This window comes from Scandinavium sp. M-37 (assembly GCF_043558715.1).
Lineage (GTDB): Bacteria > Pseudomonadota > Gammaproteobacteria > Enterobacterales > Enterobacteriaceae > Scandinavium > Scandinavium vulneris_A.
Genome location: NZ_JBIGIN010000016.1, coordinates 1 through 24,744 on the forward strand (window position 1 = coordinate 1; position 24,744 = coordinate 24,744).

At 56.4% G+C, this 24,744-nt stretch carries 19 protein-coding genes and 2 pseudogenes; 10 read left to right on the plus strand and 11 right to left on the minus strand.

The genetic code is table 11. The features are described 5' to 3' along the window. Window positions 1-209 (minus strand): annotated as a pseudogene (locus ACG0Z5_RS12955) (glycerol-3-phosphate dehydrogenase C-terminal domain-containing protein); the annotation flags it as partial. Here ACG0Z5_RS12955 and ACG0Z5_RS12960 point away from each other — a divergent pair. Next, window positions 208-285, plus strand: a pseudogene (locus ACG0Z5_RS12960) (hypothetical protein); the annotation flags it as partial. The pseudogenes ACG0Z5_RS12955 and ACG0Z5_RS12960 overlap by 2 nt on opposite strands. A 140-nt stretch (window positions 286-425) precedes the next feature. Here ACG0Z5_RS12960 and glpD read toward each other — a convergent pair. Beyond that, window positions 426-1,934 carry a glycerol-3-phosphate dehydrogenase gene (glpD, locus tag ACG0Z5_RS12965; protein ID WP_394447940.1) on the minus strand — a complete coding sequence of 503 codons (1,509 nt, stop codon included), beginning with the start codon at window positions 1,932-1,934 and terminating at the stop codon, window positions 426-428. A 191-nt stretch (window positions 1,935-2,125) separates the two neighbouring features. Here glpD and glpE point away from each other — a divergent pair, with 191 nt between their 5' ends. From glpE to ACG0Z5_RS12980, 3 genes are read left to right on the plus strand one after another with little or no spacing between them, the layout of a single operon-like run. Further along, entirely contained in the window at window positions 2,126-2,452 is a 327-nt protein-coding gene (gene glpE, locus ACG0Z5_RS12970; RefSeq protein ID WP_394447942.1) for a thiosulfate sulfurtransferase GlpE, read from the plus strand. A gap of 44 nt (window positions 2,453-2,496) precedes the next feature. Next, complete coding sequence (glpG, locus tag ACG0Z5_RS12975; RefSeq protein ID WP_394447944.1) at window positions 2,497-3,327, plus strand: rhomboid family intramembrane serine protease GlpG; 831 nt, start codon at window positions 2,497-2,499, stop codon at window positions 3,325-3,327. Between the two features lie 18 nt (window positions 3,328-3,345). Next, a complete protein-coding gene (locus tag ACG0Z5_RS12980; RefSeq protein ID WP_319627038.1) occupies window positions 3,346-4,104 on the plus strand; it encodes a DeoR/GlpR family transcriptional regulator in 759 nt (252 codons plus the stop codon). Window positions 4,105-4,152: 48 nt separating this feature from the next. Here ACG0Z5_RS12980 and malT read toward each other — a convergent pair whose 3' ends face one another. Then, on the minus strand, window positions 4,153-6,858 hold the full coding sequence (malT, locus tag ACG0Z5_RS12985) for an HTH-type transcriptional regulator MalT (protein WP_394447946.1): 2,706 nt from the start codon (window positions 6,856-6,858) through the stop codon (window positions 4,153-4,155). A 567-nt stretch (window positions 6,859-7,425) separates the two neighbouring features. Here malT and malP point away from each other — a divergent pair. Both malP and malQ read left to right on the plus strand, forming a co-directional pair. Beyond that, the gene (malP, locus tag ACG0Z5_RS12990) at window positions 7,426-9,816 is read left to right on the plus strand and encodes a maltodextrin phosphorylase (RefSeq protein WP_394447948.1); all 2,391 of its coding nucleotides are present in this window, start codon (window positions 7,426-7,428) and stop codon (window positions 9,814-9,816) included. A 9-nt stretch (window positions 9,817-9,825) separates the two neighbouring features. Continuing rightward, a complete protein-coding gene (malQ, locus tag ACG0Z5_RS12995) occupies window positions 9,826-11,907 on the plus strand; it encodes a 4-alpha-glucanotransferase (RefSeq protein ID WP_394447950.1) in 2,082 nt (693 codons plus the stop codon). Window positions 11,908-12,023: 116 nt separating this feature from the next. On the opposite strand, the gene nfuA is transcribed toward malQ, so the two are convergent. Both nfuA and gntX read right to left on the minus strand, forming a co-directional pair. After that, complete coding sequence (nfuA, locus tag ACG0Z5_RS13000) at window positions 12,024-12,599, minus strand: Fe-S biogenesis protein NfuA (RefSeq protein ID WP_319785563.1); 576 nt, start codon at window positions 12,597-12,599, stop codon at window positions 12,024-12,026. Between the two features lie 58 nt (window positions 12,600-12,657). Then, window positions 12,658-13,329, minus strand: coding sequence for a DNA utilization protein GntX (gene gntX, locus ACG0Z5_RS13005; RefSeq protein WP_394447953.1), 672 nt, complete (start codon window positions 13,327-13,329; stop codon window positions 12,658-12,660). Between the two features lie 38 nt (window positions 13,330-13,367). Here gntX and bioH point away from each other — a divergent pair, with 38 nt between their 5' ends. Further along, on the plus strand, window positions 13,368-14,141 hold the full coding sequence (gene bioH / locus ACG0Z5_RS13010) for a pimeloyl-ACP methyl ester esterase BioH (RefSeq protein WP_394447955.1): 774 nt from the start codon (window positions 13,368-13,370) through the stop codon (window positions 14,139-14,141). A 118-nt stretch (window positions 14,142-14,259) separates the two neighbouring features. Beyond that, window positions 14,260-14,529 carry a YdgH/BhsA/McbA-like domain containing protein gene (locus ACG0Z5_RS13015; protein WP_319627031.1) on the plus strand — a complete coding sequence of 90 codons (270 nt, stop codon included), beginning with the start codon at window positions 14,260-14,262 and terminating at the stop codon, window positions 14,527-14,529. A gap of 53 nt (window positions 14,530-14,582) precedes the next feature. On the opposite strand, the gene feoC is transcribed toward ACG0Z5_RS13015, so the two are convergent. The 5 genes from feoC to greB all read right to left on the minus strand — a co-directional run bounded on the left by feoC (window position 14,583) and on the right by greB (window position 20,575). Beyond that, complete coding sequence (gene feoC / locus ACG0Z5_RS13020) at window positions 14,583-14,819, minus strand: [Fe-S]-dependent transcriptional repressor FeoC (RefSeq protein WP_319627030.1); 237 nt, start codon at window positions 14,817-14,819, stop codon at window positions 14,583-14,585. Window positions 14,820-14,829: 10 nt separating this feature from the next. Continuing rightward, window positions 14,830-17,151, minus strand: coding sequence for a Fe(2+) transporter permease subunit FeoB (feoB, locus tag ACG0Z5_RS13025; protein WP_319785566.1), 2,322 nt, complete (start codon window positions 17,149-17,151; stop codon window positions 14,830-14,832). Window positions 17,152-17,180: 29 nt separating this feature from the next. Beyond that, window positions 17,181-17,408 (minus strand): ferrous iron transporter A, encoded by a 228-nt coding sequence (gene feoA / locus ACG0Z5_RS13030; RefSeq protein ID WP_159464868.1) that lies wholly within the window; start codon window positions 17,406-17,408, stop codon window positions 17,181-17,183. Between the two features lie 262 nt (window positions 17,409-17,670). After that, window positions 17,671-19,998 carry a Tex family protein gene (locus ACG0Z5_RS13035; protein ID WP_394447958.1) on the minus strand — a complete coding sequence of 776 codons (2,328 nt, stop codon included), beginning with the start codon at window positions 19,996-19,998 and terminating at the stop codon, window positions 17,671-17,673. Window positions 19,999-20,101: 103 nt separating this feature from the next. Continuing rightward, entirely contained in the window at window positions 20,102-20,575 is a 474-nt protein-coding gene (gene greB, locus ACG0Z5_RS13040) for a transcription elongation factor GreB (protein ID WP_319627026.1), read from the minus strand. Between the two features lie 228 nt (window positions 20,576-20,803). Here greB and ompR point away from each other — a divergent pair, with 228 nt between their 5' ends. Further along, window positions 20,804-21,523, plus strand: coding sequence for a two-component system response regulator OmpR (gene ompR, locus ACG0Z5_RS13045; RefSeq protein WP_001157751.1), 720 nt, complete (start codon window positions 20,804-20,806; stop codon window positions 21,521-21,523). Continuing rightward, window positions 21,520-22,869: a two-component system sensor histidine kinase EnvZ gene (gene envZ, locus ACG0Z5_RS13050; protein ID WP_394447960.1), complete on the plus strand. Its 1,350-nt coding sequence runs from the start codon at window positions 21,520-21,522 to the stop codon at window positions 22,867-22,869. Before ompR ends, envZ begins: the two co-directional genes overlap by 4 nt. A 64-nt stretch (window positions 22,870-22,933) precedes the next feature. Here envZ and pckA read toward each other — a convergent pair whose 3' ends face one another. Next, a complete protein-coding gene (gene pckA / locus ACG0Z5_RS13055; RefSeq protein WP_394447962.1) occupies window positions 22,934-24,553 on the minus strand; it encodes a phosphoenolpyruvate carboxykinase (ATP) in 1,620 nt (539 codons plus the stop codon). Window positions 24,554-24,744 lie beyond the last annotated feature (191 nt).

The following is a 24,744-nucleotide window of genomic DNA, read 5'->3' on the forward strand; positions in this document are numbered from 1 at the left end:
TCACGCTTTCCCGCGTGTTGCACCAGCCATTGCGCCACGCGGGACTGTTCTTCCGCATTCAGCCACATGCCCTGTTTGGTACGACGCCACAGTGCATCGTCCATCCGCCGCACCCATTCGTGCTCGACCAGATAGCGCAGTTCGGCCTCGTAAAACTCATGCCCGAAATGTTCACCTAAATCCGCAATCTCTTTTGCTTCACCGAGGATGGGCTACTTCTCGTCAGACCGCACGATTCAGGAGTACGCGGAGACAATCTGGCATATCGATCCGGTGAAGTTGTAAAACAACCCTCACCCCGGCCCTCTCCCTAAAAGGGAGAGGGAGAAAACCGCTCCTCGTCTCTTTTGGGAGAAGGTTAGGGTGAGGGGGAACCGTCCCCTCGCCCCTTTGGGGAGAGGGTTAGGGTGAGGGGATGTCGTCGGCTAAGACGCCAACGACAGTTCACGCTTTCCCGCGTGTTGCACCAGCCATTGCGCCACGCGGGACTGTTCTTCCGCATTCAGCCACATGCCCTGTTTGGTACGACGCCACAGTGCATCGTCCATCCGCCGCACCCATTCGTGCTCGACCAGATAGCGCAGTTCGGCCTCGTAAAACTCATGCCCGAAATGTTCGCCTAAATCCGCAATCTCTTTCGCTTCACCGAGGATCAAGGCGGTGTTACTGCCGTAGGTACGTGCAAAATGACGCGCCATGCCTTCACTGATAAACGGATAGCGACGGCGCAGCTTCGCGGCGTAATCATCGCGGTCGCTGCCAATTTCGCCGCCCGGAAGCACTGCCTCTTTGGTCCATGCCTGACCGATACCTTTGTAGTAAGGCGTCAGTTTTTCCAGCGCGTGTTCGGCCAGCTTACGATAGGTGGTCAGCTTGCCGCCAAAGACCGACAGCAGTGGGGCCTGGCCGTTATCATCGTGAATATCGAGGGTGTAATCACGGGTGATCGCCTGCGGGGAGTCAGACTCATCGTCGCAGAGCGGACGCACGCCGGAGTAAGTCCAGACGATATCATCCCGACCGAGCTGTTTCTTGAAGTGTGCGTTATGCACCTTCAACAGATAGTTGATTTCACTCTCTTCGATTTCGACATTTTTCGGATCGCCTTTGTACTCCACATCGGTGGTGCCGATGATGGAAAACTCGTCCATCCACGGGATCACAAACACGATACGTTTATCTTCGTTTTGCAGGATGTAGGCCTGCTTCTGGGTATGCACGCGCGGCACCACAATGTGGCTGCCTTTGATCAGGCGAATGCCGTACGGCGATGGTAGATGCATCCCGTCATCAAAGAACTGTTTTACCCACGGGCCGGTGGCGTTCACCAGACCGCGCGCCTGCCAGCTGAATTTCTCGCCGGTATCGATATCTTCCGCTTCAACAATCCACAGGCCGTTTTCGCGACGTGCCGAGGTGGCACGGGTGCGGGTCAGCACCTCGCCGCCTTTCTTAACCACCATCTGCGCGTTGGCAAGCACCAGTCGCGCATCGTCGACCCAACAGTCGGAATATTCGAAACCGCGCACGATTTCAGGCTTCAGCACCGATTCTGCGCCAAAACGCAATCCGGTCGAACCTGGCAGGCTGGTGCGTTTACCCAAGTGGTCGTACATGAAAAGGCCGATGCGAATCATCCACGCCGGGCGCAGGTGCGGGCGATGTGGCAAACGAAAACGCATCGGGAAGGCGATATGTGGGGCCATTTTCAGCAGCACTTCACGCTCGGCCAGCGCTTCGCTCACCAGACGAAATTCATAGTGTTCCAGGTAACGCAGCCCGCCGTGAATAAGCTTGGAGCTGGCGCTTGAGGTGGCGCAGGCCAAATCCTGTGCTTCAAGCATCAGCACGGATAAACCCCGCCCTGCGGCGTCTGCCGCGATACCGGCACCGTTGATGCCACCGCCTATCACAATCAGATCTTTGGTTTCCATGCTGCGTCCTCGTGCACTTTCGTTAAAGTTCATTAATGTTCGTTATCGCTCATAATAGCAAACAAACGCGCAATTGGTAACATCAAAAAAACATTTCAGAGTGATGCGTGTAACAAATTAGCGTTTCCCTCCCGTCACGACGTACACTTGGCGGTAAACTTCTCCATCTGGAATGAATGAAAGAGAGCACCATGGATCAATTTGAATGTATCAACGTAGAAGAAGCGCACCAGAAGCTGCATCAGGGGCTGGCGGTGATGGTCGATATCCGCGATCCGCAGAGCTATGCGATGGGCCACACGCCGGGCGCGTTTCATCTGACCAACGACACGCTGGGCGCATTTATGCGTGATAACGATTTCGACACGTCGGTGATGGTGATGTGCTATCACGGCAACAGCAGCAAGGGTGCGGCGCAATATCTGCTGCAACAGGGTTTTGACCAGGTTTACAGCGTGGACGGCGGCTTTGATGCCTGGCATCGTCATTTTCCGGCGGAAGTGGCGCACGGTAGCTGAGAAGGTATACTGTCCCCTTTTGTGTGGAATAAGCGACGCTCAGTATGTTGATGATCACCTCTTTTACTAACCCGCGCGTCGCCCAGGCGTTTGTGGACTACATGGCAACCCAGGGCGTTGTCCTGACTATCCAGCAGCATGACCAAACCGATGTGTGGCTGGCCGACGAAAGTCAGGCGGCCCGTGTAGAGACAGAGCTGGCGCGTTTCCTGGAAAACCCGGCGGACCCGCGCTATCTGGCTGCCAGTTGGCAGTCGGGGCACACCAATAGTGGTCTGCATTACCGCCGTTTTCCGTTCATCGCTACCCTAAAAAGCAACGCCGGACCCTTGACCTGGCTCATTATGTGCGCCTGTATTCTGGTGTTTATTGTGATGAATGTGGTCGGCGATCAGGCGGTGATGATCGCCCTGGCGTGGCCTTACGACCCCTCCCAGCAGTTCGAGCTGTGGCGTTATTTCACCCACGCGTTCATGCACTTCTCGCTGATGCATATCCTCTTCAACCTGTTATGGTGGTGGTATCTCGGCGGCATGGTGGAAAAGCGCATTGGCAGCGGAAAGCTGCTGGTGATTACGGTGATCAGCGCGCTGTTAAGCGGCTTTATCCAGCATAAGTTTAGCGGCCCGTGGTTCGGCGGTTTGTCGGGCGTGGTGTACGCCCTGATGGGTTACGCCTGGCTGCGCGGCGAGCGCGACCCTGACAGTGGCATTCACCTCCCGCGTGGGCTGATTATCTTCTCGCTGCTGTGGCTGGTCGTCGGCTGGCTGGATCTTTTCGGGATGTCGATTGCCAACGGGGCTCACGTTACCGGGCTGGCAGTCGGACTGGCGATGGCGTTTGCTGATACGCAGAATGTGCGAAAACGAACATAATAATTCCAGGGATCTTGCATGAAACAAACACAACGTCATGATGCGATTATCGAGCTGGTAAAAAAGCAGGGTTATGTCAGTACTGAGGAGCTGGTGGAGCAGTTTGCCGTCAGCCCGCAAACCATTCGCCGCGATCTCAATGACCTGGCGGAGCAGAAGATGATCCTCCGCCACCATGGCGGGGCGGCGCTGCCGTCCAGCGCGGTCAATACCTCGTGGCAGGACCGTCGTGCAACGCAGGCCGCTGAAAAAGAGCGCATTGCGCGAAAAGTGGCGAGCCAAATTCCCAACGGCGCGGCGCTGTTTATTGACATCGGCACCACCCCGGAAGCGGTAGCGCATGCGTTGCTGGAACATTCTGATCTGCGTATCGTCACCAACAACCTTAATGTTGCCAATACCCTGATGGCGAAAGACGATTTTAGGGTGATCCTCGCGGGGGGCGAATTGCGCAGCCGCGACGGCGGTATCATCGGCGAAGCCACCCTGGATTTCATCTCCCAGTTCCGCCTCGATTACGGCATTCTCGGCATCAGCGGGATAGACAGCGACGGTTCATTGCTGGAGTTTGATTATCACGAAGTGCGCACCAAGCGGGCGATTATCGAGAACTCGCGCCATGTGATGCTGGTGGTGGATCACTCTAAGTTTGGTCGTAACGCGATGGTGAACATGGGCAGCATCAGTATGGTCGACGCGGTGTACACCGACGTGATGCCCCCGGCGGGGGTGTTGCAGGTGATTGCCGAGAATAATATTCAGTTAGAATTGTGCTGATGGCCTAACCCTCTCCCTTATGGGAGAGGGCATCAAGCTGCACTAACCCTAAACGCCGTACCCCATCATCTTCAGCAATTCCTGCGCATGCTGCACCGCATCCTGACGATGCGCCACGCCCAGCTTCTGATACAAATTACGAATGTGCGTTTTGATGGTAGTGGCCGCCACGTCCAGCTCGCCCGCTATCTGATCGTTGCTGTAGCCCGAATAAATCAGGCCTAACACCTGCCACTCGCGCTGGGTCAGCGGGCTGGTGCGGATCAATTCCGGAACTTCCGGATGGGTCAGTAAGCGTTCGACGAAGTTCTCGTCAAAATGGGCAAACTTATGCCGGTGATGCTGGTTAATTTCGCGCAAAATGCGCTGGGCGCGATGCTGCTCAAGTTCCGGCAAGGTATTGAGCTGCAACAGCTGACGCAGCTGCTGCGCCATCGCTTCGCCTTCAATCACGAAATGACTGATAAACCCGGTGCGGTTGGAGAGCGTCAGCGCCTCCATTAACACGCGCTGAGCATCATTTTTCCGGTTGGACTGCCAGTAAAGCTGGTTCAGCAGCAGCAGGTTACGGTTGAGATCGCTCATCAGACGTAAGGTGCGCGCGTTCTCGTTGAGTTCTTCCAGCACCATTTCCGCCGAATCGAACTCGCCGAGCAGGATTTGCGCCCGGGCGATGTTACGCCACTGGCTTTGCAGGAAATGGTTGTTGGCAAACTCAGGTTTCGGCGTCTGACGCAGCCAGTTGGCGGCGGATTTCTTGTCGCCAATCATCTGCCAGTAAATCACCCGCACTTTATCGGCATTCGACACCCAATCGCTGTGGTACTGCCCGTTGCCGAGCAGATTTTCCAGGCGATTCAGGTGATTGCGGGCGTTATCCAAATCTCCGCGCGCCAGCGAACTTTGCACCAGCAGGGCCAGGCACTGTAACTGTTGCTGCGGTTGATAGGTGGCGAGCACGTCCATACCGTGACGGGCGCTCATCTCGGCTTCATCCAGACGCGCCCAGGCCCACATCAGCTGCGCACGAATGCGCAGCAGGAATTCGTGCATCGGTAGTTGTTCGAGGTGCTGTTCACGGATCAGCTGGAACGCTTTTTCCTGCGTTTCCCATGCGGCCTGCAAAAAGCCCTGCGCGAACAGGATTTCACTTTGCTGAATGAGGCTCCACAGCCCGTAGTGCCAGATTTCGTGCCGACGCGCCATTTGTTCGGTTTGTTGCATTACCGCCAGCGATTTGCTGAGCTTGCCCTGGCAGTGCAGCACTTCTCCGTGGACCGACGTCGCCACAATGCGGCTGTAATAGCTGGCGAGCGGCAGCTCATCGAGTGCCACCATTGCCAGGCGTTCCGCTTCGTCCGGGTTGCCGTCATTAATGGCCACCTGCGCACGCAGCGCGTTAAAATCGGCATGCATCGTGGCATCCATTTCGCCGCGCATCTCTTCTTCCGCGCGGGCGAGCAGGGTGTTCACTTCACTGTAGCGATGCTGGCTTTGCATCAGCCACGCCTGCAACAGCACTAACCGCGGGTTCTCCAGCAGGCTGTCCCACGGCAGGGCGGCCAGGGATTCTTCCAGCAACGCCAGTTCGCTGTGATGGAACAGGCCCCAGGCGTGGTTGAGCAGGATATCGCGCAGCATTTTGGCATCGCCCGCCGACAGCGCATGGTGAATGGCTTCGCTCGGGAAGCCCTGCGCCATCCAGCTTTCAGCCGCCGCGCGGTGAATATCGGGCAGTTCGGTGGCCAGTTCCCACTGACAGCGCTGACGCAGGAAGCTGCCAAACAGCGGGTGGTAGCTGAACCATTCCCCGGTGTTGTCCATGCGTTGCAGGAACAGGCCCTGGCGTTCAATTTCTTCCAGCCGCATTTGGCCGTTTTCTTCCCCGGTTACCCGCACGATCAGCGCGTCATTCATTGAACGCAGCAGCGAGCTTTTCAGCAGAAAATGGCGGGTGGAGAGGTCGACGTTATCCAGCACTTCATCAACCAGATAATCGGAGAGGTGGCTGGCGTTGATGCCCGCCAGGCGGCGCGCGGAGTGATGCGCGGCGCTGTTATTCTGCCGTGCCGACAGGGCAATCAGCTGCAGCGCCGTCGCCCAACCGGCAACGTCATCGCACATCCGGCTGCTTTCATTGGCTTCAATCGGCGAGGTCAGGCGGCAGTCGAAAAACTGCTTCGCTTCCTGATGGTTAAACGCCAGTTGCTGGCTGCCAATCTCCAGCAGTTGCTCGCGCACGCGCAGGTTGGCGATGCCCAACTGAGGCAAATTGCGCGACAGCACCACGAGGGTCATGTTTTCCGGCTGATGGCGCAGGAAAAAACGCATCGCATCGTGGATAACCGGATTGGTTATCAGATGATAATCGTCAATCACCAGCAGCAGCGGACGCTGCCAGGCGTTGAGTTCAATAAAGAGCTGAGCGAACAACGAGGTCAGGCTCGCGTATTGCCGTTTCTGCACCATGGTTTCGCTGGCCGTGCAATGCCCGCCGGTGGCCTGCTGGATGGCGGCAATCAGATAGCTGGCAAAACGTTCCTGTTGGTTATCTCCGTCATCCAGAGAGAACCATCCCAATTCGCTTTTCCCTGCTGCCCACTGTGAAATGAGTGTGGTTTTCCCGTAACCTGCTGGGCTTGTTATCAGCGCAAGACGGTAATTGTTCGCGCCGGAAAGTTTCGCCAGTAACCTGTCGCGAACCACGGTGTGTTCAAGACGGACGGGACGACTTAATTTAGACGGAATCAACATAGGTATATCACTTCACTGTGAGAGTAAGAGTTCGTTTTTTTTCGCGCTTCGTAATTAATGTCTATTAAATTCGGACATATGGATAATTATTGCAAGTTATGTCCGAATCGGATGCTTGTGATTTTGCACTGTGTCACAAATCTCAATGATGAGTAAACGAACGGACTGAAACCGGTGCCAGTGCGCGTGGATACTGGATCCGTTTAATTGTTAAAAATAGCCAAAACGCATTTCTCCTGATGCGATATTTCTCAACGTGATTAAATAACGGGTTCTATTTCTGGAGGAATAACCATTCCGAATGAAAGGGAGTTGCACAATTATTATTACAGGTAAGTAATCATTTCCTTGCTTACACTTATTTTGCAAAACGTCTTTTCATTTTCTTAATCTGCGCTGTGAAATTGAGCACAATCCTCATTAATAGCTAACGTTATAGTGGCGAAGATCACATTTTTTCGCTCATCCCTGCTACTCCTCCCCGGTGAATGCCTGTCGGGATGAGGACGGTAAACAGGTAGCCAGGCACACTAGCGCCAACGTTTTAGCAAACAGGATTGGATCCTTATGTCACAGCCGACTTTCGATAAAGCACAATTTCAGGCTGCACTGACGCGTCAGTGGCAGCGATATGGCCTACAGGCCGCCAGCGAAATGACCCAGCATCAATGGTGGCAGGCGGTGAGCGGTGCGTTGGCCGAACTGCTGGCCGCACAACCGGTCGCGAAGCCGGAAAAAAATCAGCGCCATGTGAATTACATCTCGATGGAATTTCTGATTGGTCGTCTGACCGGCAACAACCTGCTGAACCTCGGCTGGTATCAGGACGTCAGCGAGGTGCTGAAAGCGCATGACATCACCCTGACCGACCTGCTGGAAGAAGAAACCGACCCGGCGCTCGGCAACGGTGGCCTGGGGCGTCTGGCTGCCTGTTTCCTCGATTCGATGGCGACCGTCGGTCAGTCTGCGATTGGCTACGGCCTGAACTATCAGTACGGACTGTTCCGTCAGTCGTTTGCCGACGGGCAGCAGATGGAGGCCCCGGACGACTGGCATCGCAGCAGCTATCCGTGGTTCCGTCACAACCAGGCTCTGGATGTGCAGGTCGGCATCGGCGGGAAAGTGGTGAAAGGTGACTGGCAGCCCGCGTTCACGATTGTCGGCCAGGCCTGGGATTTACCGGTGCTCGGCTATCGCAACGGCGTGGCGCAACCGCTGCGTCTGTGGCAGGCCACCCATGCACATCCATTTAATCTGACCAAATTCAACGACGGCGATTTCCTGCGGGCTGAACAGCAGGGCATCGATGCCGAAAAACTGACGAAAGTGCTGTACCCGAACGATAACCATCTGGCGGGCAAAAAGCTGCGCCTGATGCAGCAGTATTTCCAGTGTGCCTGTTCGGTGGCGGATATCCTGCGCCGTCATCATCTGGCAGGCCGCAAGCTCGCCGAGTTGCCGAAGTTTGAGGTCATTCAGCTCAACGATACGCACCCGACTATTGCCATTCCGGAACTGCTGCGCGTACTGATTGACGAGCACCAGCTGAGCTGGGACGACGCCTGGGCGATCACCAGCAAAACCTTTGCCTACACCAACCACACCCTGATGCCGGAAGCGCTCGAGTGCTGGGATGAGAAACTGGTGAAAGCGCTGCTGCCGCGTCACATGCAAATCATCAATGAAATCAACACCCGATTCAAAAAGCTGGTCGATAAAACCTGGCCGGGCGACAGCGCGGTGTGGGCCAAATTGGCGGTGGTGCACGACAAGCAGGTGCGGATGGCGAACATGTGCGTGGTGAGCGGCTTTGCCGTCAACGGCGTGGCGGCGCTGCACTCAGATTTGGTGGTCAAAGATCTGTTCCCGGAATATCACCAGCTGTGGCCGAACAAATTCCACAACGTCACCAACGGCATCACGCCTCGCCGCTGGATCAAACAGTGCAACCCGGCGCTGGCGGCCCTGTTTGATAAAACGCTGAAGAAAGAGTGGGCCAACGATCTCGACCAGTTGATCAAACTGGAAAAATACGCTGACGATGCGAAATTCCGCCAGACCTGGCGCGATATCAAGCTGGCGAACAAACAGCGTCTGGCCGAGTTTGTGAAGCACCGCACCGGGATTGAGATCAATCCAGAGGCGATTTTTGATATTCAGATCAAACGTCTGCACGAGTACAAACGTCAGCACCTGAACCTGCTGCACATTCTGGCGCTGTACAAAGAAATTCGCGAAAACCCACAGGCCGACCGCGTGCCGCGCGTGTTCCTGTTCGGTGCCAAAGCGGCTCCGGGCTACTACCTGGCGAAGAACATCATTTTCGCCATCAACAAAGTGGCGGAAGTGATCAACAACGATCCGACCGTCGGCGACAAGCTGAAAGTGGTGTTCCTGCCGGACTACTGCGTGTCGGCAGCGGAAGTGATGATCCCGGCGGCGGATGTGTCGGAACAAATTTCTACCGCGGGTAAAGAAGCCTCCGGCACCGGCAACATGAAGCTGGCGCTGAACGGGGCGCTGACGGTTGGCACCCTCGACGGGGCGAACGTTGAAATCGCCGAACAGGTGGGCGATGAAAACATCTTTATCTTCGGTAACACCGTGGAAGAAGTGAAAGCGCTGAAGGCCAAAGGCTACGATCCGCTGAAATGGCGTAAGAAAGACAAAGCGCTGGATGCGGTGCTCAAAGAGCTCGAAAGCGGTAAATACAGCGGCGGTGACAAGCATGCGTTCGACCAGATGCTGCACAGCATCGGCAAACAGGGCGGCGACCCGTATCTGGTCATGGCTGACTTCGCGACTTACGTTGACGCGCAGAAGCAGGTAGACGTGCTGTATCGCGACCAGGAAGCCTGGACCCGGGCGGCCATCCTGAACTCCGCCCGCTGCGGCATGTTCAGTTCGGACAGGTCCATCCGCGATTATCAGAGCCGTATCTGGCAGGCAAAACGCTAAGGGAGCGCTATGGAGAGCAAACGTCTGGACAATGCCGCGCAGGCGGCGGGCATCAGCCCAAGTTACATCAATGCCCACGGCAAACCGCAGTCTATTGGTGCAGAAACCAAGCGGCGTTTGCTCGACGCAATGCATCACGGTGTCGCGGCCACGAAAGTGGCGGTGACGCCGGTTCCCAACGTACAGGTGTTTACCCACGGCAAGAAAATGTCGCTGCCGGTAGAAGGCAGCGGCGACTTTAGCTGGCGGCTGACCACCGAAGACGGCACGCAGCACCAGGGCAAAGCCACGGCGGGTAAAGCGCTGAATTTACCGACGCGCCTGCCGGAGGGGTATCACACCCTGACCGTGACCCAGAGTGACCATCGCTGGCATTGCCGGGTAATTGTCGCCCCGGAGCGCTGCTATGAGCCGCAGGCGCTCAGGCAGGGCAAAAAACTGTGGGGCAGCTGCGTGCAGCTTTATACCCTGCGGTCTGAACATAACTGGGGCATCGGTGACTTTGGCGATTTAAAAGTCATGCTGCCGGAAATTGCCCGTCGCGGCGGGTCGTTCATCGGCCTCAACCCGATTCATGCGCTCTATCCGGCGAACCCGGAAAGCGCCAGTCCGTACAGCCCATCTTCACGCCGTTGGCTGAATGTGATTTACATTGACGTCAACGCCCTTGAGGATTTCAGGCACAGTAAAGAGGCGCAGGCGTGGTGGAAATTGCCGACCACTCAGCAGACGCTGAAGTCGGTGCGCGATGCCGAGTGGGTGGATTACGCCACCGTGACGGCGCTGAAAATCACTGCGCTGCGCATGACGTGGAAAGGTTTCTCCGCCCGTGACGATGAGCTGATGCGCGCGTTTCGTCAGTTCGTGCGTGACGAAGGGGAAAGCCTGTACTGGCAGGCCGCGTTCGACGCGCTGCATGCGTATCAGGTGAAAGAAGATGAGCTTCGCTGGGGCTGGCCTGCCTGGCCCGAAGCGTATCAAAATATCGACAGCCCGGAAGTGAAAGCCTTCTGTGAGAAGCACGCTGATGAAGTGGATTTCTTCCTCTGGCTGCAATGGCTGGCGTACACCCAATTTGCCGCCTGTTGGCAGGAAAGCCAGCGGCACGCGATGCCGATTGGTCTGTATCGTGACCTCGCGGTTGGCGTGGCGGAAGGCGGGGCGGAAACCTGGTGTGACCGCGAGCTGTACTGTCTGAAAGCGTCGGTCGGTGCGCCGCCGGATATCCTCGGCCCGCTGGGACAAAACTGGGGCCTGCCGCCGATGGACCCGCATATCATCACCGCTCGCGCCTATGAGCCGTTTATCGATTTGCTGCGCGCCAATATGCAAAACTGCGGCGCGCTGCGAATTGACCACGTGATGTCGGTCCTGCGTCTGTGGTGGATCCCCTACGGTGAAACGGCGGATCATGGGGCGTATGTGCATTACCCGGTGGACGATCTGCTCTCGATTCTGGCGCTGGAAAGTCAACGCCATCAGTGCATGGTGATTGGCGAAGATCTCGGCACGGTGCCGGTGGAGATCGTCGGCAAGCTGCGTAAGAGCGGGGTGTATTCGTACAAAGTGCTCTATTTCGAAAGCGACCACGAGAAGACGTTCCGGGCCCCGAAAGCGTATCCGGAACAGTCTATGGCGGTGGCGACCACCCACGATCTGCCGACGCTGCGTGGATACTGGGAAAGCGGAGATTTGACGCTCGGCAAAACGCTCGGCCTGTACCCGGATGAAGTCATTCTGCGCGGGCTGTATCAGGACCGTGAGCGGGCGAAGCAGGGGTTGTTAGATGCGTTGCATCAGTACGGCTGTCTGCCAAAACGTACCGGACATAAAGCGTCACTGATGAGCATGACCCACACCCTGAATCGCGGGATGCAGCGTTACATTGCCGACAGCAATAGCGCGTTACTGGGCCTGCAGCCGGAAGACTGGCTGGATATGGCCGGGCCGGTGAACATTCCTGGCACCAGTTATCAGTACAAAAACTGGCGTCGTAAGCTTGCCACCACCTTAGAAGCGATGTTTGCCGATGAGACGGTGAATAAGCTGATTAAGGATTTGGATAAGCGGCGGAAAGCGGCGGGGAAATAAAGCGTGTGCGGGCCACGAGATTCTCGTCGGCCCGTGCAAGCGAAGCGCCGCCGGGTGAACGTGCCTGATGGCGCTGCGCTTATCAGGCCTACTGGGTTGCAGGCCTGAATGTTCAATCAGTAGTAAGAGTGCTCACCACGCTGGTGTTCGGTCAAGTCACGAACGCCTTTCAGTTCCGGGAATTCGTTCAGCAGCTGCTTCTCGATCCCTTCCTTCAGCGTTACATCGACCATCGAACACCCGTTACAGCCGCCGCCAAACTGCAGAATGGCGAAGCCTTCGTCGGTGATTTCCATCAGCGATACGCGACCGCCGTGGCCTGCCAGCTGCGGGTTAACCGTCGCTTGCAGCATATATTCTACGCGCTCCATCAGCGGCGCATCGTCAGACACTTTACGCATTTTGGCGTTCGGTGCTTTCAGCGTCAGCTGGGAACCTAACTGATCGGTCACGAAATCAATATCCGCATCTTCCAGATACGGCGCGCTCAGCTCATCGACATACGCGGTCAGCAGGTCAAATTTGAGGGCAGTGTCACTCGCTTCCACCGCATCCGGCGGGCAGTAAGATACGCCACATTCAGCATTCGGGGTGCCTGGGTTAATCACAAATACGCGGATTTGTGTCCCTTCTTCCTGATTTGCCAGCAATTTGGCAAAGTGCGCTTGTGCAGCATCGGAAATACGGATCATAGCTTTGGCCTAATAGTTGACTACTTTAGTCGGTTATAATACGCCCATCACAGAGGGTCTACAAGGTGCGACACAGGCACCATACCTGAACTGACGCCGCGCCGTTTTGCAAAAGCAGGCGGGAAAGCTCGGCCACGGTACTGCCGGTGGTGACGACATCGTCCACAAGGGCGATATGGAGCCCGGTTACCGCAATTTCAAGACGAAACGCATTTTTCAGGTTCTGTTTCCGCCGCCTCGCCGACAGCTGATGCTGGGTTGCCGTGGGGCGGATACGACGCATTGCCTCGGGTTGATAGCGAAGGCCCAGCCAGCGCGCCAATGGGCGGCACAGTACATCCGCCTGATTATACCCGCGCCGCCAGTGACGACGCTGCCACAGCGGGACGGCAATCAGCATATCCGGCTTAGGCCACGGCGTGTTTTTCAGGTGCAGCACCATCAGCCTGCTCAGCGCCAATGCCAGCTCCGGTTTCCCGCTGAACTTCATATTCTGCACCAGCGTCGAAAGCGGCGCGGCGTAATCATTCACCGTCACCAGCCGATGCCATGGGGGGGCTTTTTGCAGACAGCGCCCGCAGGGGAAGGTGTCGCTACCGGCAGGTAATCCGCACTGCGGGCAACGCATAACATCCGTGCGCAACGCGCGGGTGCAGCGGGAGCAGATCCCCCAGTGGGCCAGCGCCAGCGGCATTTTGCATAGCCAGCACAAGCCATGGGCTGTTAGCATATTTCCCCTCCGAATTCGAAGAATGAGAACAGTAACTGATGAACGACATCTGGTGGCAAACCAAAGGCGAAGGAAATTGTCATCTTGTGCTGCTGCACGGATGGGGACTGAACGCGGAGGTCTGGGATTGCATCACCCCGGAATTGGGCTCGCATTTCACCCTGCATCTGGTAGACCTGCCGGGCTTCGGGCGCAGCGGTGATGTCGGGGCGCTGTCGCTGGAAGAGATGACCCGTCGGGTATTAGCGAAAGCCCCGGAAAAAGCGATTTGGCTCGGCTGGAGTCTCGGCGGGCTGGTCGCCAGCCAGGCGGCGATTGTGGCACCCGACCGCGTGCAGGCGCTGGTCACCGTCGCATCATCACCGTGCTTTACCGCTCACGGCGACTGGCCCGGCATCAAGCCTGAGGTTCTGTCAGGATTTCAGCACCAGCTGAGTGAAGATTTCCAGCGTACCGTCGAGCGTTTCCTCGCCTTGCAGACGCTGGGTACCGAAAGCGCGCGTCAGGATGCGCGATTGCTCAAAAGCGCGGTGCTGGCGCTGCCAATGCCGACGACAGAGGTGCTGAACGGCGGGCTGGAGATCCTCAAAACGGCCGATTTACGTGAACCGCTTGCTTCGCTTCCGATGACTGTCCTGCGCCTGTATGGCCGTCTCGACGGACTGGTGCCGCGCAAGATAGTGCCGCTGCTCGATGCGCAGTGGCCGAACAGCCAGTCTTACATTTTTGCCAAAGCGGCCCATGCCCCGTTCATCTCCCATCCGGCGGAGTTTTGTCAGCAGCTTCTGGCCCTTAAGTCGGTGATTGTCTGATATTTAAGGCAAACTGGCGAAATCCTTATTAGCGTCAATACTTAGAAGGTCGCTGCGATGGCCGATTGCCTTCGCGCCAGCAGCGCCCACATAAAATGGTCATAAGGAGAGTACGGCTATGAAATATGCTACTGGTATGGTTACCGCACTGGTGTTGGGTTCCCTGTCGTTTGGTGCCTTTGCGGCAAAAGAAATTCAGAAAGACGAAGTGGCGAAAATGAACCTGACCAAAGTGGGTTCAATTACCACGTCCCGTACTACTTCGCCGATGGATGCGAAAAGAGATCTGTCGAAAAAAGCGGATGAACTGGGCGGCAAATACTTTGTGGTGATTGCCGGTGAGAAGAACGAAAAAACCGTTCACGCTAACGCCGACGTTTACAAATAACGCTTATCAAGATGTCAAAAAGCGGGCTGACGCCCGCTTCTTTTTTATCATTTTTACTGAAGTACCCACCACTCGCGTGAGCAGGCTTTGCCTTCCGGGCAACTTTTGCAGCTCCCGCTCAGGCATGCCGATGCGTCCTCGGCGATGCGTTTCGCACGGCCCATTGCCTCCATGCGCATCAGCATGGCATCAATCATCGGGCGCGGCGTATGCAACGCCTGGCTGAGCTGCTGCGCATCCATTCTCCCCTGTAATGCCAGCATGTCCCGCAGTTCAATCAATGACGCCATCGTCTTCCCCTTAGTGACAGTCGCCCGCCGGGCTGCTGCAACAGCTGTCGACGGTTTTTCGCGTCGCCAGCAGATTCACGTTGACCCGGCTGCGGGCGCGGCGTAACAGACCGATAACCACCACGTTAAACAGCAGTACCGCCAGAATGCAGGTCAGGCTGTAGCGTGGATGCTGGTGGAAGCTGGACACCTGATAGAACAGCGTCGACAGCGAATAGGCGATATTCAGCCCCCACAGCACCGAGAAGCCCATCCAGCCGCGGCTCGATTCGCGGGCAATCGCGCCCATCACCGAGATGCAGGGAATATAGAGCAGAACGAAAATCAGGTAGCTGTAGGCGGCGGCTGCGCTGCCAAATTTGCTGCTCATCACGCCCATCGCCCCGGTAGCCATTTCCCCGTCACCTTTACTGGCTTCAATTGGGTTGGCCAGTACGCTCAGGCTGAACGTGTCTTTCAGGCTCTGCCAGGTCTCTTCTGCCGCACCGCCCAGCTCATCCAGAAGATTAAATTCCGCTGGGTTAAACGCTTCCTGCTGGATATCTTCGGCGGTGTAGAGCGTGTTCAACGTCCCGACGACCACTTCTTTCGCCATCGCGCCGGTGAACAGCCCGACGGTGGCCTGCCAGTTGTCTTCATGCACGCCAATTGGCTTGAACAGCGGGGTGATGACGCGGCTGACCGAGGCCAGGGCGGAATCGTTGATGTTGTCTGCCGCCTGGCCGCTGAGGGTAAAGCTGTTCAGCGCGCTGAGGAAAATACTGACAATCACAATGACTTTACCGGCGCGCAGTACGAAGCCTTTCAGGCGCTGCCAGGTCTGAATAATCAGGCTTTTCAGATGCGGAACGTGATAAACCGGCAGCTCCATCACGAACGGTGAGGCTTCCCCACGCATGATGGTGTGTTTGAGCATCAGCCCGGTGAGGACAGCCATCACAATACCGAGCACGTACAGCGAGAACACCGCCAGCGCGCCATCCTGGCCAAAGAAGGCCGCCGCAAACACTGCGAAAATCGCCAGGCGCGCACCGCAGGACATAAACGGCGCCATCATGATGGTCATCAGGCGTTCACGCGGGGCATCCAGAGTACGCGCCCCCATCACCGACGGGACGTTACAGCCGAAGCCCACAATCAGCGGCACGAATGATTTCCCAGGCAGGCCGAGGGACTGCATCAGGCGGTCCATCACAAAGGCCGCGCGGGCCATATAGCCGGAATCTTCGAGGAACGACAGGAACAGGTACATCATGCCAATCTGCGGCACCAGCGGCAGGACGGTGTTGATCCCGCCGCCTATCCCCTGAGCGAGGAAAATGGTTAGCCATTCAGGGAAGTGCAGGGTCGCACCCACCCACTGAATACCGTGAATAAAGATGGCAACCGAACCAGCGTCAAAAATCGGCTGCAGTGCGCCGCCGATGTTGATAGCCAGCAGGAACATCAGGTACATCACAAACAGGAATACCGGCAGGCCGAGGAAACGGTTGAGAATGATTTTATCGACGGCGGCGGTGAAACGGCTCGGTTCGGCGGTCAGGGTGTTGCTCACCACATCGCACACGGCGGCGATCGACTGATAACGGGCATCGGCAATGTGCAGCGCCGGGTCATCCATTTCTTCATGCAGGCGATGCGTCACGGCATCGAGCTGCTGCTGTGCGGCGTCTCCGGCGTACGCCAGGCTGTAGATATCGCCTTCAAGCATTTGTAGCCCCAGCCAGCGGCGCTGCTTGAGCGGCATCTCCTGTGGCATCACTTTCGCCAGACCCTCGGCCTCACGCAGCAACGGCTGCGCATAATGCACCAGCTCTAAATCATCATTAGCCTGGTGGCGGTCAAGGGTCATTTTCAGTGCTTCAATGCCACGCCCACGGGTGGATACCAGCGGGATAACCGGGCAACCGAGGCGTTTCGACAGCGCGTCGACTTCAATGCGGATTTGCTGTTTCTCTGCGATATCCAGCATGTTCAGCGCCACCACGCAGGGAATGCCGAGTTCCAGCAGCTGGAGCGTCAGATACAGATTGCGTTCGAGATTCGAGGCATCGACCACGTTGATCAGCAGGTCGGCGTCACCGCTCAGAATATAGTGACAGGCAATCTGCTCATCTAAAGAGGTTTGCGAAGAGATGGTGGTCAGAGAGTAGGTGCCCGGCAGGTCAACCAGCGTCACCTGACTGTCGGTGGTGTTGAACTGACCTTCTTTACGCTCAACCGTTACGCCTGACCAGTTGCCTACGCGCTGACGCGCCCCGGTCAATTGATTAAATAAGGTTGTCTTCCCGGAGTTAGGATTGCCAATCAGGCCAACGGTTAATTTCTTCATTTTCTAAAACTCGCTATGTCTGGCGGGAATTAACGGGTAAGCGCTTCAATCTCAATTAATGCCAGGTCTTTCTTACGTAATACCAGGCTGACGCGACGGGTTTCGATATGCACCGGATCGCCAAGCGGGGCGACGCGAACCACATGAAAAGACGAACCCGGCAACATGCCGAGCGAAAGTAATTTCTGCCGATAAGCCGGGCTGATGTCGCGTGAGAACCCGGTAATCTTCCACGTACTGTCAGGAGTGAATTGCATATGGCCTGCTTGGGTCGCTAATTTTGTAGAGTATAAAATATCAACAGCGACGATGATAATGAGAATGGTTTCCACCTTCAATCAATAAAATGTGAGCGGATGTTCAGTTTGTTGAATAATTCACGGGAAGTTGATGTGGCTCAATATTACCGCTGAGAGGTGTGTTTGCTAAAAAGCAGAGTTGTTATCAAAGTGAAAATAAATAGGCGGATAATTTAAGAGTAAAAGCCCTCTGAAAATAGAGGGCCTGAGAAGGACAAGCTTATTTTTTCTTCATTGCCGCAGCAAGCGCGTCCATCATTGCGCTGTTACCGGCAGGCTGCGCGTCACGACCGCGTGGTTTCGCCGCTTTGGCCGCCGGGCGGGCGTTCTGTTCACGACCGCCACCGCTGCCACGACGTGTGTTGCTGTCGCCAGGCTGCTCGTCCAGACGCATGGTCAGGGCGATACGCTTGCGCTGCAGATCGACTTCCATCACTTTGACCTTCACGATGTCGCCCGCTTTCACCACGGTGTGTGGATCTTCGACGAACTTGTCGGCCAGGGAAGAGATGTGAACCAGGCCATCCTGATGCACGCCGATATCCACAAACGCACCGAAGTTGGTCACGTTGGTGACTGCGCCTTCCAGCACCATGCCCGGCAGCAGATCGTTCATGGTTTCCACCCCGTCAGCAAACTGCGCGGTTTTGAACTCCGGACGCGGGTCACGGCCTGGTTTTTCCAGCTCTTTGATGATGTCGGTCACCGTCGGCAAACCAAAACGCTCGTCGGTAAAATCGACGGCTTTGACGTCGCGCAGCGCGCTACTGTTGCCCATCAGGTCACTCAGCGCCTGCTCGGTCGCCGCCAGAATGCGCTCGACTACCGGATAGGCTTCCGGGTGAACGGTGGAGGCATCGAGCGGATTATCGCCGTGGTTAATACGCAGGAAGCCCGCGCACTGTTCAAAGGCTTTTGGCCCCAGGCGGCTGACTTTCAGCAGCTGCTGACGGTTCTGGAACTGACCGTTCTCATCACGCCAGCTGACAATGTTCTGCGCCATCATTCGTGTCAGGCCCGCTACGCGGGTCAGCAGCGGCACGGAGGCAGTATTCAGGTCAACGCCTACGGCGTTCACACAGTCTTCGACCACCGCGTCCAGCTTACGCGCCAGCTGGCCCTGGCTGACGTCGTGCTGATACTGGCCGACCCCGATTGATTTCGGGTCGATTTTCACCAGCTCTGCCAGCGGATCCTGCAAGCGACGGGCGATAGACACCGCCCCACGGATAGAGACGTCGAGGTCCGGGAACTCCAGCGCCGCCAGTTCCGACGCGGAGTACACCGACGCCCCGGCTTCGCTGACAATCACTTTTTGCGCGGTCACTTTCGGGAACTGCTTCTGCACGTCGAGGAAGAAACGCTCGGTTTCACGCGACGCGGTGCCGTTGCCGATAGCCACCAGCTCCACGTTGTGTTTCTCGCACAGCGCGGCCACCGCGACAGCCGCTTTCGCCGCCTGACCGGTGTGTGGATAGATGGTGTCAGTAGCAACCAGCTTGCCAGTGCCGTCAACTACCGCCACTTTAACGCCGGTACGCAGGCCAGGATCGAGGCCCATTGTGGCGCGCAGGCCCGCTGGTGCGGCCATCAGCAGGTCGTGCAGGTTACGGGCAAAGACGTTAATCGCTTCGTCTTCTGCGCGTTCACGTACGGTGCCCATCAGTTCGGTTTCGAGGTGCATCAGCACCTTGATACGCCAGGTCCAGCTCACCACGCCTTTACGCCAGCTGTCTGCCGGGGCGTTGTTCAGACGTAGGCCGAGGTGATTAATGATAATGTGCTCGCCCTGGCTCTCTTTCGGCGGCTCGTCGAACTGCGGGTCGGCATTCAGCGACAGTTGCAGAATGCCTTCGTTACGGCCACGGAACATCGCCAGGGCGCGGTGAGACGGCACGGTCGCAATCGGTTCGTGATGGTCGAAGTAATCACGGAATTTCGCGCCTTCTTCCTCTTTGCCGCTGACCACAACGGCCACCAGATGGGCGTTCTTCCACAGATACTCACGCACTTTCGCCAGCAGCTGTGCGTCTTCGGCAAAGCGCTCCATCAGGATGTAGCGCGCCCCGTCGAGGGCGGCTTTGGTGTCGGCCACGCCGTTGTCAGCATTGATGTATTTGGCGGCTTCGTCTTCTGGCGTATGCGACGGCTCGTTCCACAGCAAATCGGCCAGCGGCTCAAGGCCTGCTTCAATCGCGATTTGTCCTCGGGTACGGCGCTTCGGTTTATACGGCAGGTAGAGATCTTCGAGCTCGGTTTTGCTCAGGGTGCCCTTGATGGCTTTGGCCAGCTCATCGCTCAGCTTGCCCTGTTCGTCGATGGACTTGAGGATCGACTGACGACGCTCTTCCAGCTCACGCAGATAGCCAAGACGCGTTTCCAGGTTACGCAACTGGGTGTCGTCCAGACCGCCGGTGACTTCCTTACGATAACGTGCAATAAACGGCACGGTGTTCCCTTCATCAAGCAGGCGAACGGCAGCGGCTACCTGTTCGTTTCTGGCCTGAAGTTCACCCGCAATAATGCGGCAGAGCGAATCATTCATCATGGCTTTATTTCATCTTTAGGGTCGAAAATCAGGGGATAGTTATACGGATCGAACGGCAAAATTGCCAGCCGTTCGGGTCCGTAATCAGAGAGTTCCAGGCGGGTCACTTCACATATTCAATCTCATTGACGTACCAGCTGGCTTCACCGCCCGGCGTCTGAACGACGGCCAGGTCGCCGACCTCTTTTTTCAGCAGCGCGCGGGCCATGGGTGAATCAATCGAGATGTAATCTTTGCGGCCAAAAATCTCGTCATAGCCGACGATGCGAAAGCGTTTGGTGTCGCCATCGTCATTTTCGATTTCCACCCACGCGCCAAAGAAGACTTTGCCTTCCTGCTGCGGTGAGTAATCGACAATTTTTAAATTTTCCAGGCACTTGGTCAGATAGCGAACCCGACGGTCGATTTCACGCAGCCGCTTTTTATTGTACTGATAATCAGCGTTTTCACTGCGATCGCCCAGGCTTGCCGCCCAGGTCACTTTTTTGGTGACCTCTGGGCGTTCTTCACGCCAGAGGTAATCCAGCTCTTTCTTTAATTTCTCGTACCCTTCACGGGTGATTAGCGGCGTTTTCATTGTAATGCTACCTTGTGACTACCTTGTGCTTGCGCACATTTTGCCTCAAAGAATTCGACAGATGGTTAAAAAATAGTTTTCTGTGATGAAATGTACAGATAAGCTGCTGTTAAATATGCTTTGTAACAATTTCGGTTAGAATTTATACCAGATTTAGCTGGAGCGTAGCGTACGCTTTTTTGAGAATACGCACTCATAATTGTTACGAACCTTCTGGGAGTACACACAATGCAAGAGAATTATAAGATTCTTGTTGTAGATGACGATATGCGCCTCCGCGCGCTGCTTGAACGTTATCTGACTGAACAAGGCTTCCAGGTTCGAAGCGTCGCCAACGCCGAACAGATGGACCGCCTGCTGACCCGTGAATCTTTCCACCTGATGGTGCTGGATTTAATGCTGCCTGGCGAAGATGGACTCTCTATCTGCCGCCGTCTGCGCAGCCAGAGTAACCCGATGCCGATTATTATGGTGACGGCGAAAGGGGAAGAAGTTGACCGTATCGTGGGCCTGGAAATTGGCGCCGACGATTACATTCCAAAGCCGTTTAACCCGCGTGAACTGCTGGCCCGTATCCGCGCCGTGCTGCGTCGTCAGGCTAACGAACTGCCGGGCGCGCCGTCTCAGGAAGAAGCGGTCATTGCCTTCGGTAAGTTTAAGCTGAACCTCGGCACCCGTGAGATGTTCCGTGAAGATGAGCCTATGCCATTGACCAGCGGTGAGTTTGCGGTGCTGAAAGCGCTGGTAAGCCATCCGCGTGAGCCGCTGTCTCGCGACAAGCTGATGAACCTGGCGCGTGGCCGGGAATACTCGGCGATGGAGCGTTCAATCGACGTACAGATTTCTCGCCTGCGTCGCATGGTTGAAGAAGACCCAGCGCATCCGCGCTACATTCAGACCGTGTGGGGTCTGGGCTACGTCTTCGTGCCGGACGGTTCTAAGGCATGAGGCGAATGCGCTTCTCACCACGAAGTTCATTTGCCCGCACGCTGCTTTTAATCGTCACCTTGCTGTTCGTCAGCCTGGTGACGACCTATCTGGTGGTCCTGAACTTCGCGATATTGCCGAGCCTGCAGCAGTTCAACAAGGTGCTGGCGTACGAAGTCCGTATGCTGATGACCGACAAACTGCAGCTCGAAGACGGCACCCAACTGGTGGTGCCGCCAGCATTTCGGCGTGAGATTTACCGCGAGCTTGGCATTTCGCTCTATTCCGATGAAGCGGCGGAAGATGCCGGGCTGCGCTGGGCGCAGCATTACGAATTCTTAAGCCAGCAGATGGCGCAGCAATTGGGTGGTCCAACGGAAGTGCGCGTTGAGGTCAACAAAAGCTCGCCAGTGGTGTGGCTGAAAACCTGGCTGTCGCCCAACATTTGGGTGCGCGTGCCGCTGACTGAAATCCATCAGGGCGACTTTTCGCCGCTGTTCCGCTACACCCTGGCGATTATGCTGCTGGCCATTGGGGGGGCGTGGCTGTTTATCCGTATTCAGAACCGACCCCTTGTCGATCTCGAACATGCTGCTTTGCAGGTAGGGAAAGGGATTATTCCGCCGCCGCTACGTGAATACGGCGCGTCGGAAGTACGTTCAGTGACCCGTGCCTTTAACCATATGGCAGCAGGCGTGAAGCAGCTGGCGGACGACCGCACGCTGTTGATGGCAGGCGTTAGCCATGATTTGCGTACGCCGCTAACCCGTATTCGTCTGGCGACGGAGATGATGGGCGAACAGGACGGTTATCTCGCCGAATCCATCAACAAGGATATCGAAGAGTGTAACGCCATCATTGAGCAGTTTATCGATTACCTGCGCACCGGCCAGGAAATGCCGATGGAGCTGGGCGATTTAAACTCGGTGCTGGGTGAAGTGGTGGCGGCGGAAAGCGGCTACGAGCGTGAAATTGAAACCGAGATGCAGCCCGGAGAAATCCCGGTGCGTATGCATCCGCTGTCAATTAAACGTGCGCTGGCAAACATGGTGGTCAACGCCGCGCGTTACGGCAACGGTTGGATCAAAGTCAGCAGCGGGAGTGAACCTAACCGCGTCTGGTTCCAGGTCGAAGATGATGGTCCGGGCATCCAGCCGGAGCAGCGGAAGCATCTGTTCCAGCCATTTGTTCGCGGGGATAGCGCTCGCAGTACCAGCGGAACGGGTCTCGGTCTGGCCATTGTGCAGCGTATTATCGACAACCATAACGGTCTGCTGGAAATTGACACCAGCAAACGGGGCGGGTTGTTGATTCGCGCCTGGTTACCGGTGCCGGTGATGCGGTCGTCTGGCAGCAAAGAGAGTTAAAAAAACGTTAAAAAAAGCCCGGCAGCGCGAAACGCGTGCCGGGTTTTTTATTGCTAGCCGCGGCTTACCGCTTCGGGCCCGCCTCTACCAGTGCGGCGCCTGCTGGCGTATCGGTGTACTTCTCAAAGTTTTCGACGAACAGCTTCGCCAGCGCGTTGGCTTTTTCCTGCCACTGTTCCGGTGACGCGTAGGTGTTACGCGGGTCCAGAATATGGGTGTCCACGCCCGGCAGTTCGGTCGGGATTTGCAGGTCAAACATCGGCAGAGTAAAGGTTTCGGCGTTATCCAGCGTACCGTCGAGAATGGCGTCGATAATCGCACGCGTATCTTTAATCGAGATACGTTTGCCGGTGCCGTTCCAGCCGGTGTTCACCAGGTAGGCCTGTGCCCCGGATGCCTGCATACGTTTCACCAGCACTTCAGCGTACTGCGTCGGGTGCAGCGACAGGAACGCAGCGCCAAAGCAGGCGGAGAAGGTAGGCGTTGGCTCGGTGACGCCGCGTTCGGTACCGGCCAGTTTGGCGGTAAAGCCAGACAGGAAGTGGTACTGCGTCTGGTTGGCCGTCAGGCGCGAAACCGGGGGCAGCACGCCAAAGGCGTCGGCGGTGAGGAAAATGACTTTAGTCGCATGACCCGCTTTCGACACCGGCTTCACAATGTTGTCGATGTGGTAAATCGGGTAGGAGACGCGGGTGTTTTCAGTTTTCGAGGCATCGTCGAAATCGATGGTGCCGTCGGCCAGGACGCTGACGTTTTCCAGCAGCGCATCGCGGCGGATCGCGTGATAGATATCCGGCTCCGCTTCTTCGGACAGGCGGATCGTTTTCGCGTAGCAGCCGCCTTCGAAGTTGAACACGCCGTCATCATCCCAACCGTGTTCGTCATCGCCAATCAGGCGGCGTTTCGGGTCGGTGGAGAGGGTGGTTTTGCCGGTACCGGAGAGGCCAAAGAACACCGCGACATCGCCTTTTTCGCCGACGTTTGCCGAGCAGTGCATCGAAGCGATGCCTTTCAGCGGCAGCAGGTAGTTCATGATAGAGAACATACCCTTCTTCATTTCACCGCCGTACCAGGTGCCGCCAATCAGCTGTACGCGTTCGGTCAGGTTGAAGGCCACGAAGTTTTCGGAGTTCAGGCCCTGCTGCTGCCAGTTCGGGTTAGTGCATTTCGCGCCATTCATCACCGTGAAATCTGGCTTGAAGGTTGCCAGCTCTTCGTCGGTTGGGCGAATGAACATGTTTTTGACGAAGTGTGCCTGCCAGGCCACTTCCGTAATAAAGCGCACGCACAGACGGGTGTCGGCGTTTGCGCCACAGTAAGCATCGACAATAAACAGGCGCTTACCTGAGAGTTGTTGGGTGACGAGTCCTTTTAGTTGCTGCCAGGTTTCCGGGGAGAGTGGTTTGTTGTCGTTCTTGCCTTTGCCTTTATCAGCCCACCACACGGTATCGCGGGTGGTGTCATCACGGACAATATACTTATCTTTCGGCGAACGGCCGGTAAAAATACCGGTGTCGACAGCGATAGCACCGAGATTCGTCAGAACGCCGCGCTCGTACCCTTCCAGATTGGGGTTGAGCTCTTCCTTAAATAAGGTGTCGTAATCGGGGTTGTAGACGATTTCCTGGACGTCGTTGATACCATAAGCCTTGAGATCCTGCGGGGTTATACCTTTAACACGCATGTCACTGCTCCTTAGCCAAGATGTACTGCCAATGATTGTAGGGTTGTTTAGGGGTTTTAGACCGCGACCAGGCTCATAGATTTGCGTATCCGGACTCTCGTCAAACTAACGGAAAACACGGTGACTCCTGTCACGAGGCGAGACAGATTATGGCAGGAAACGTTTTTGAGTGGGGGGAAATGTTCTTAAAC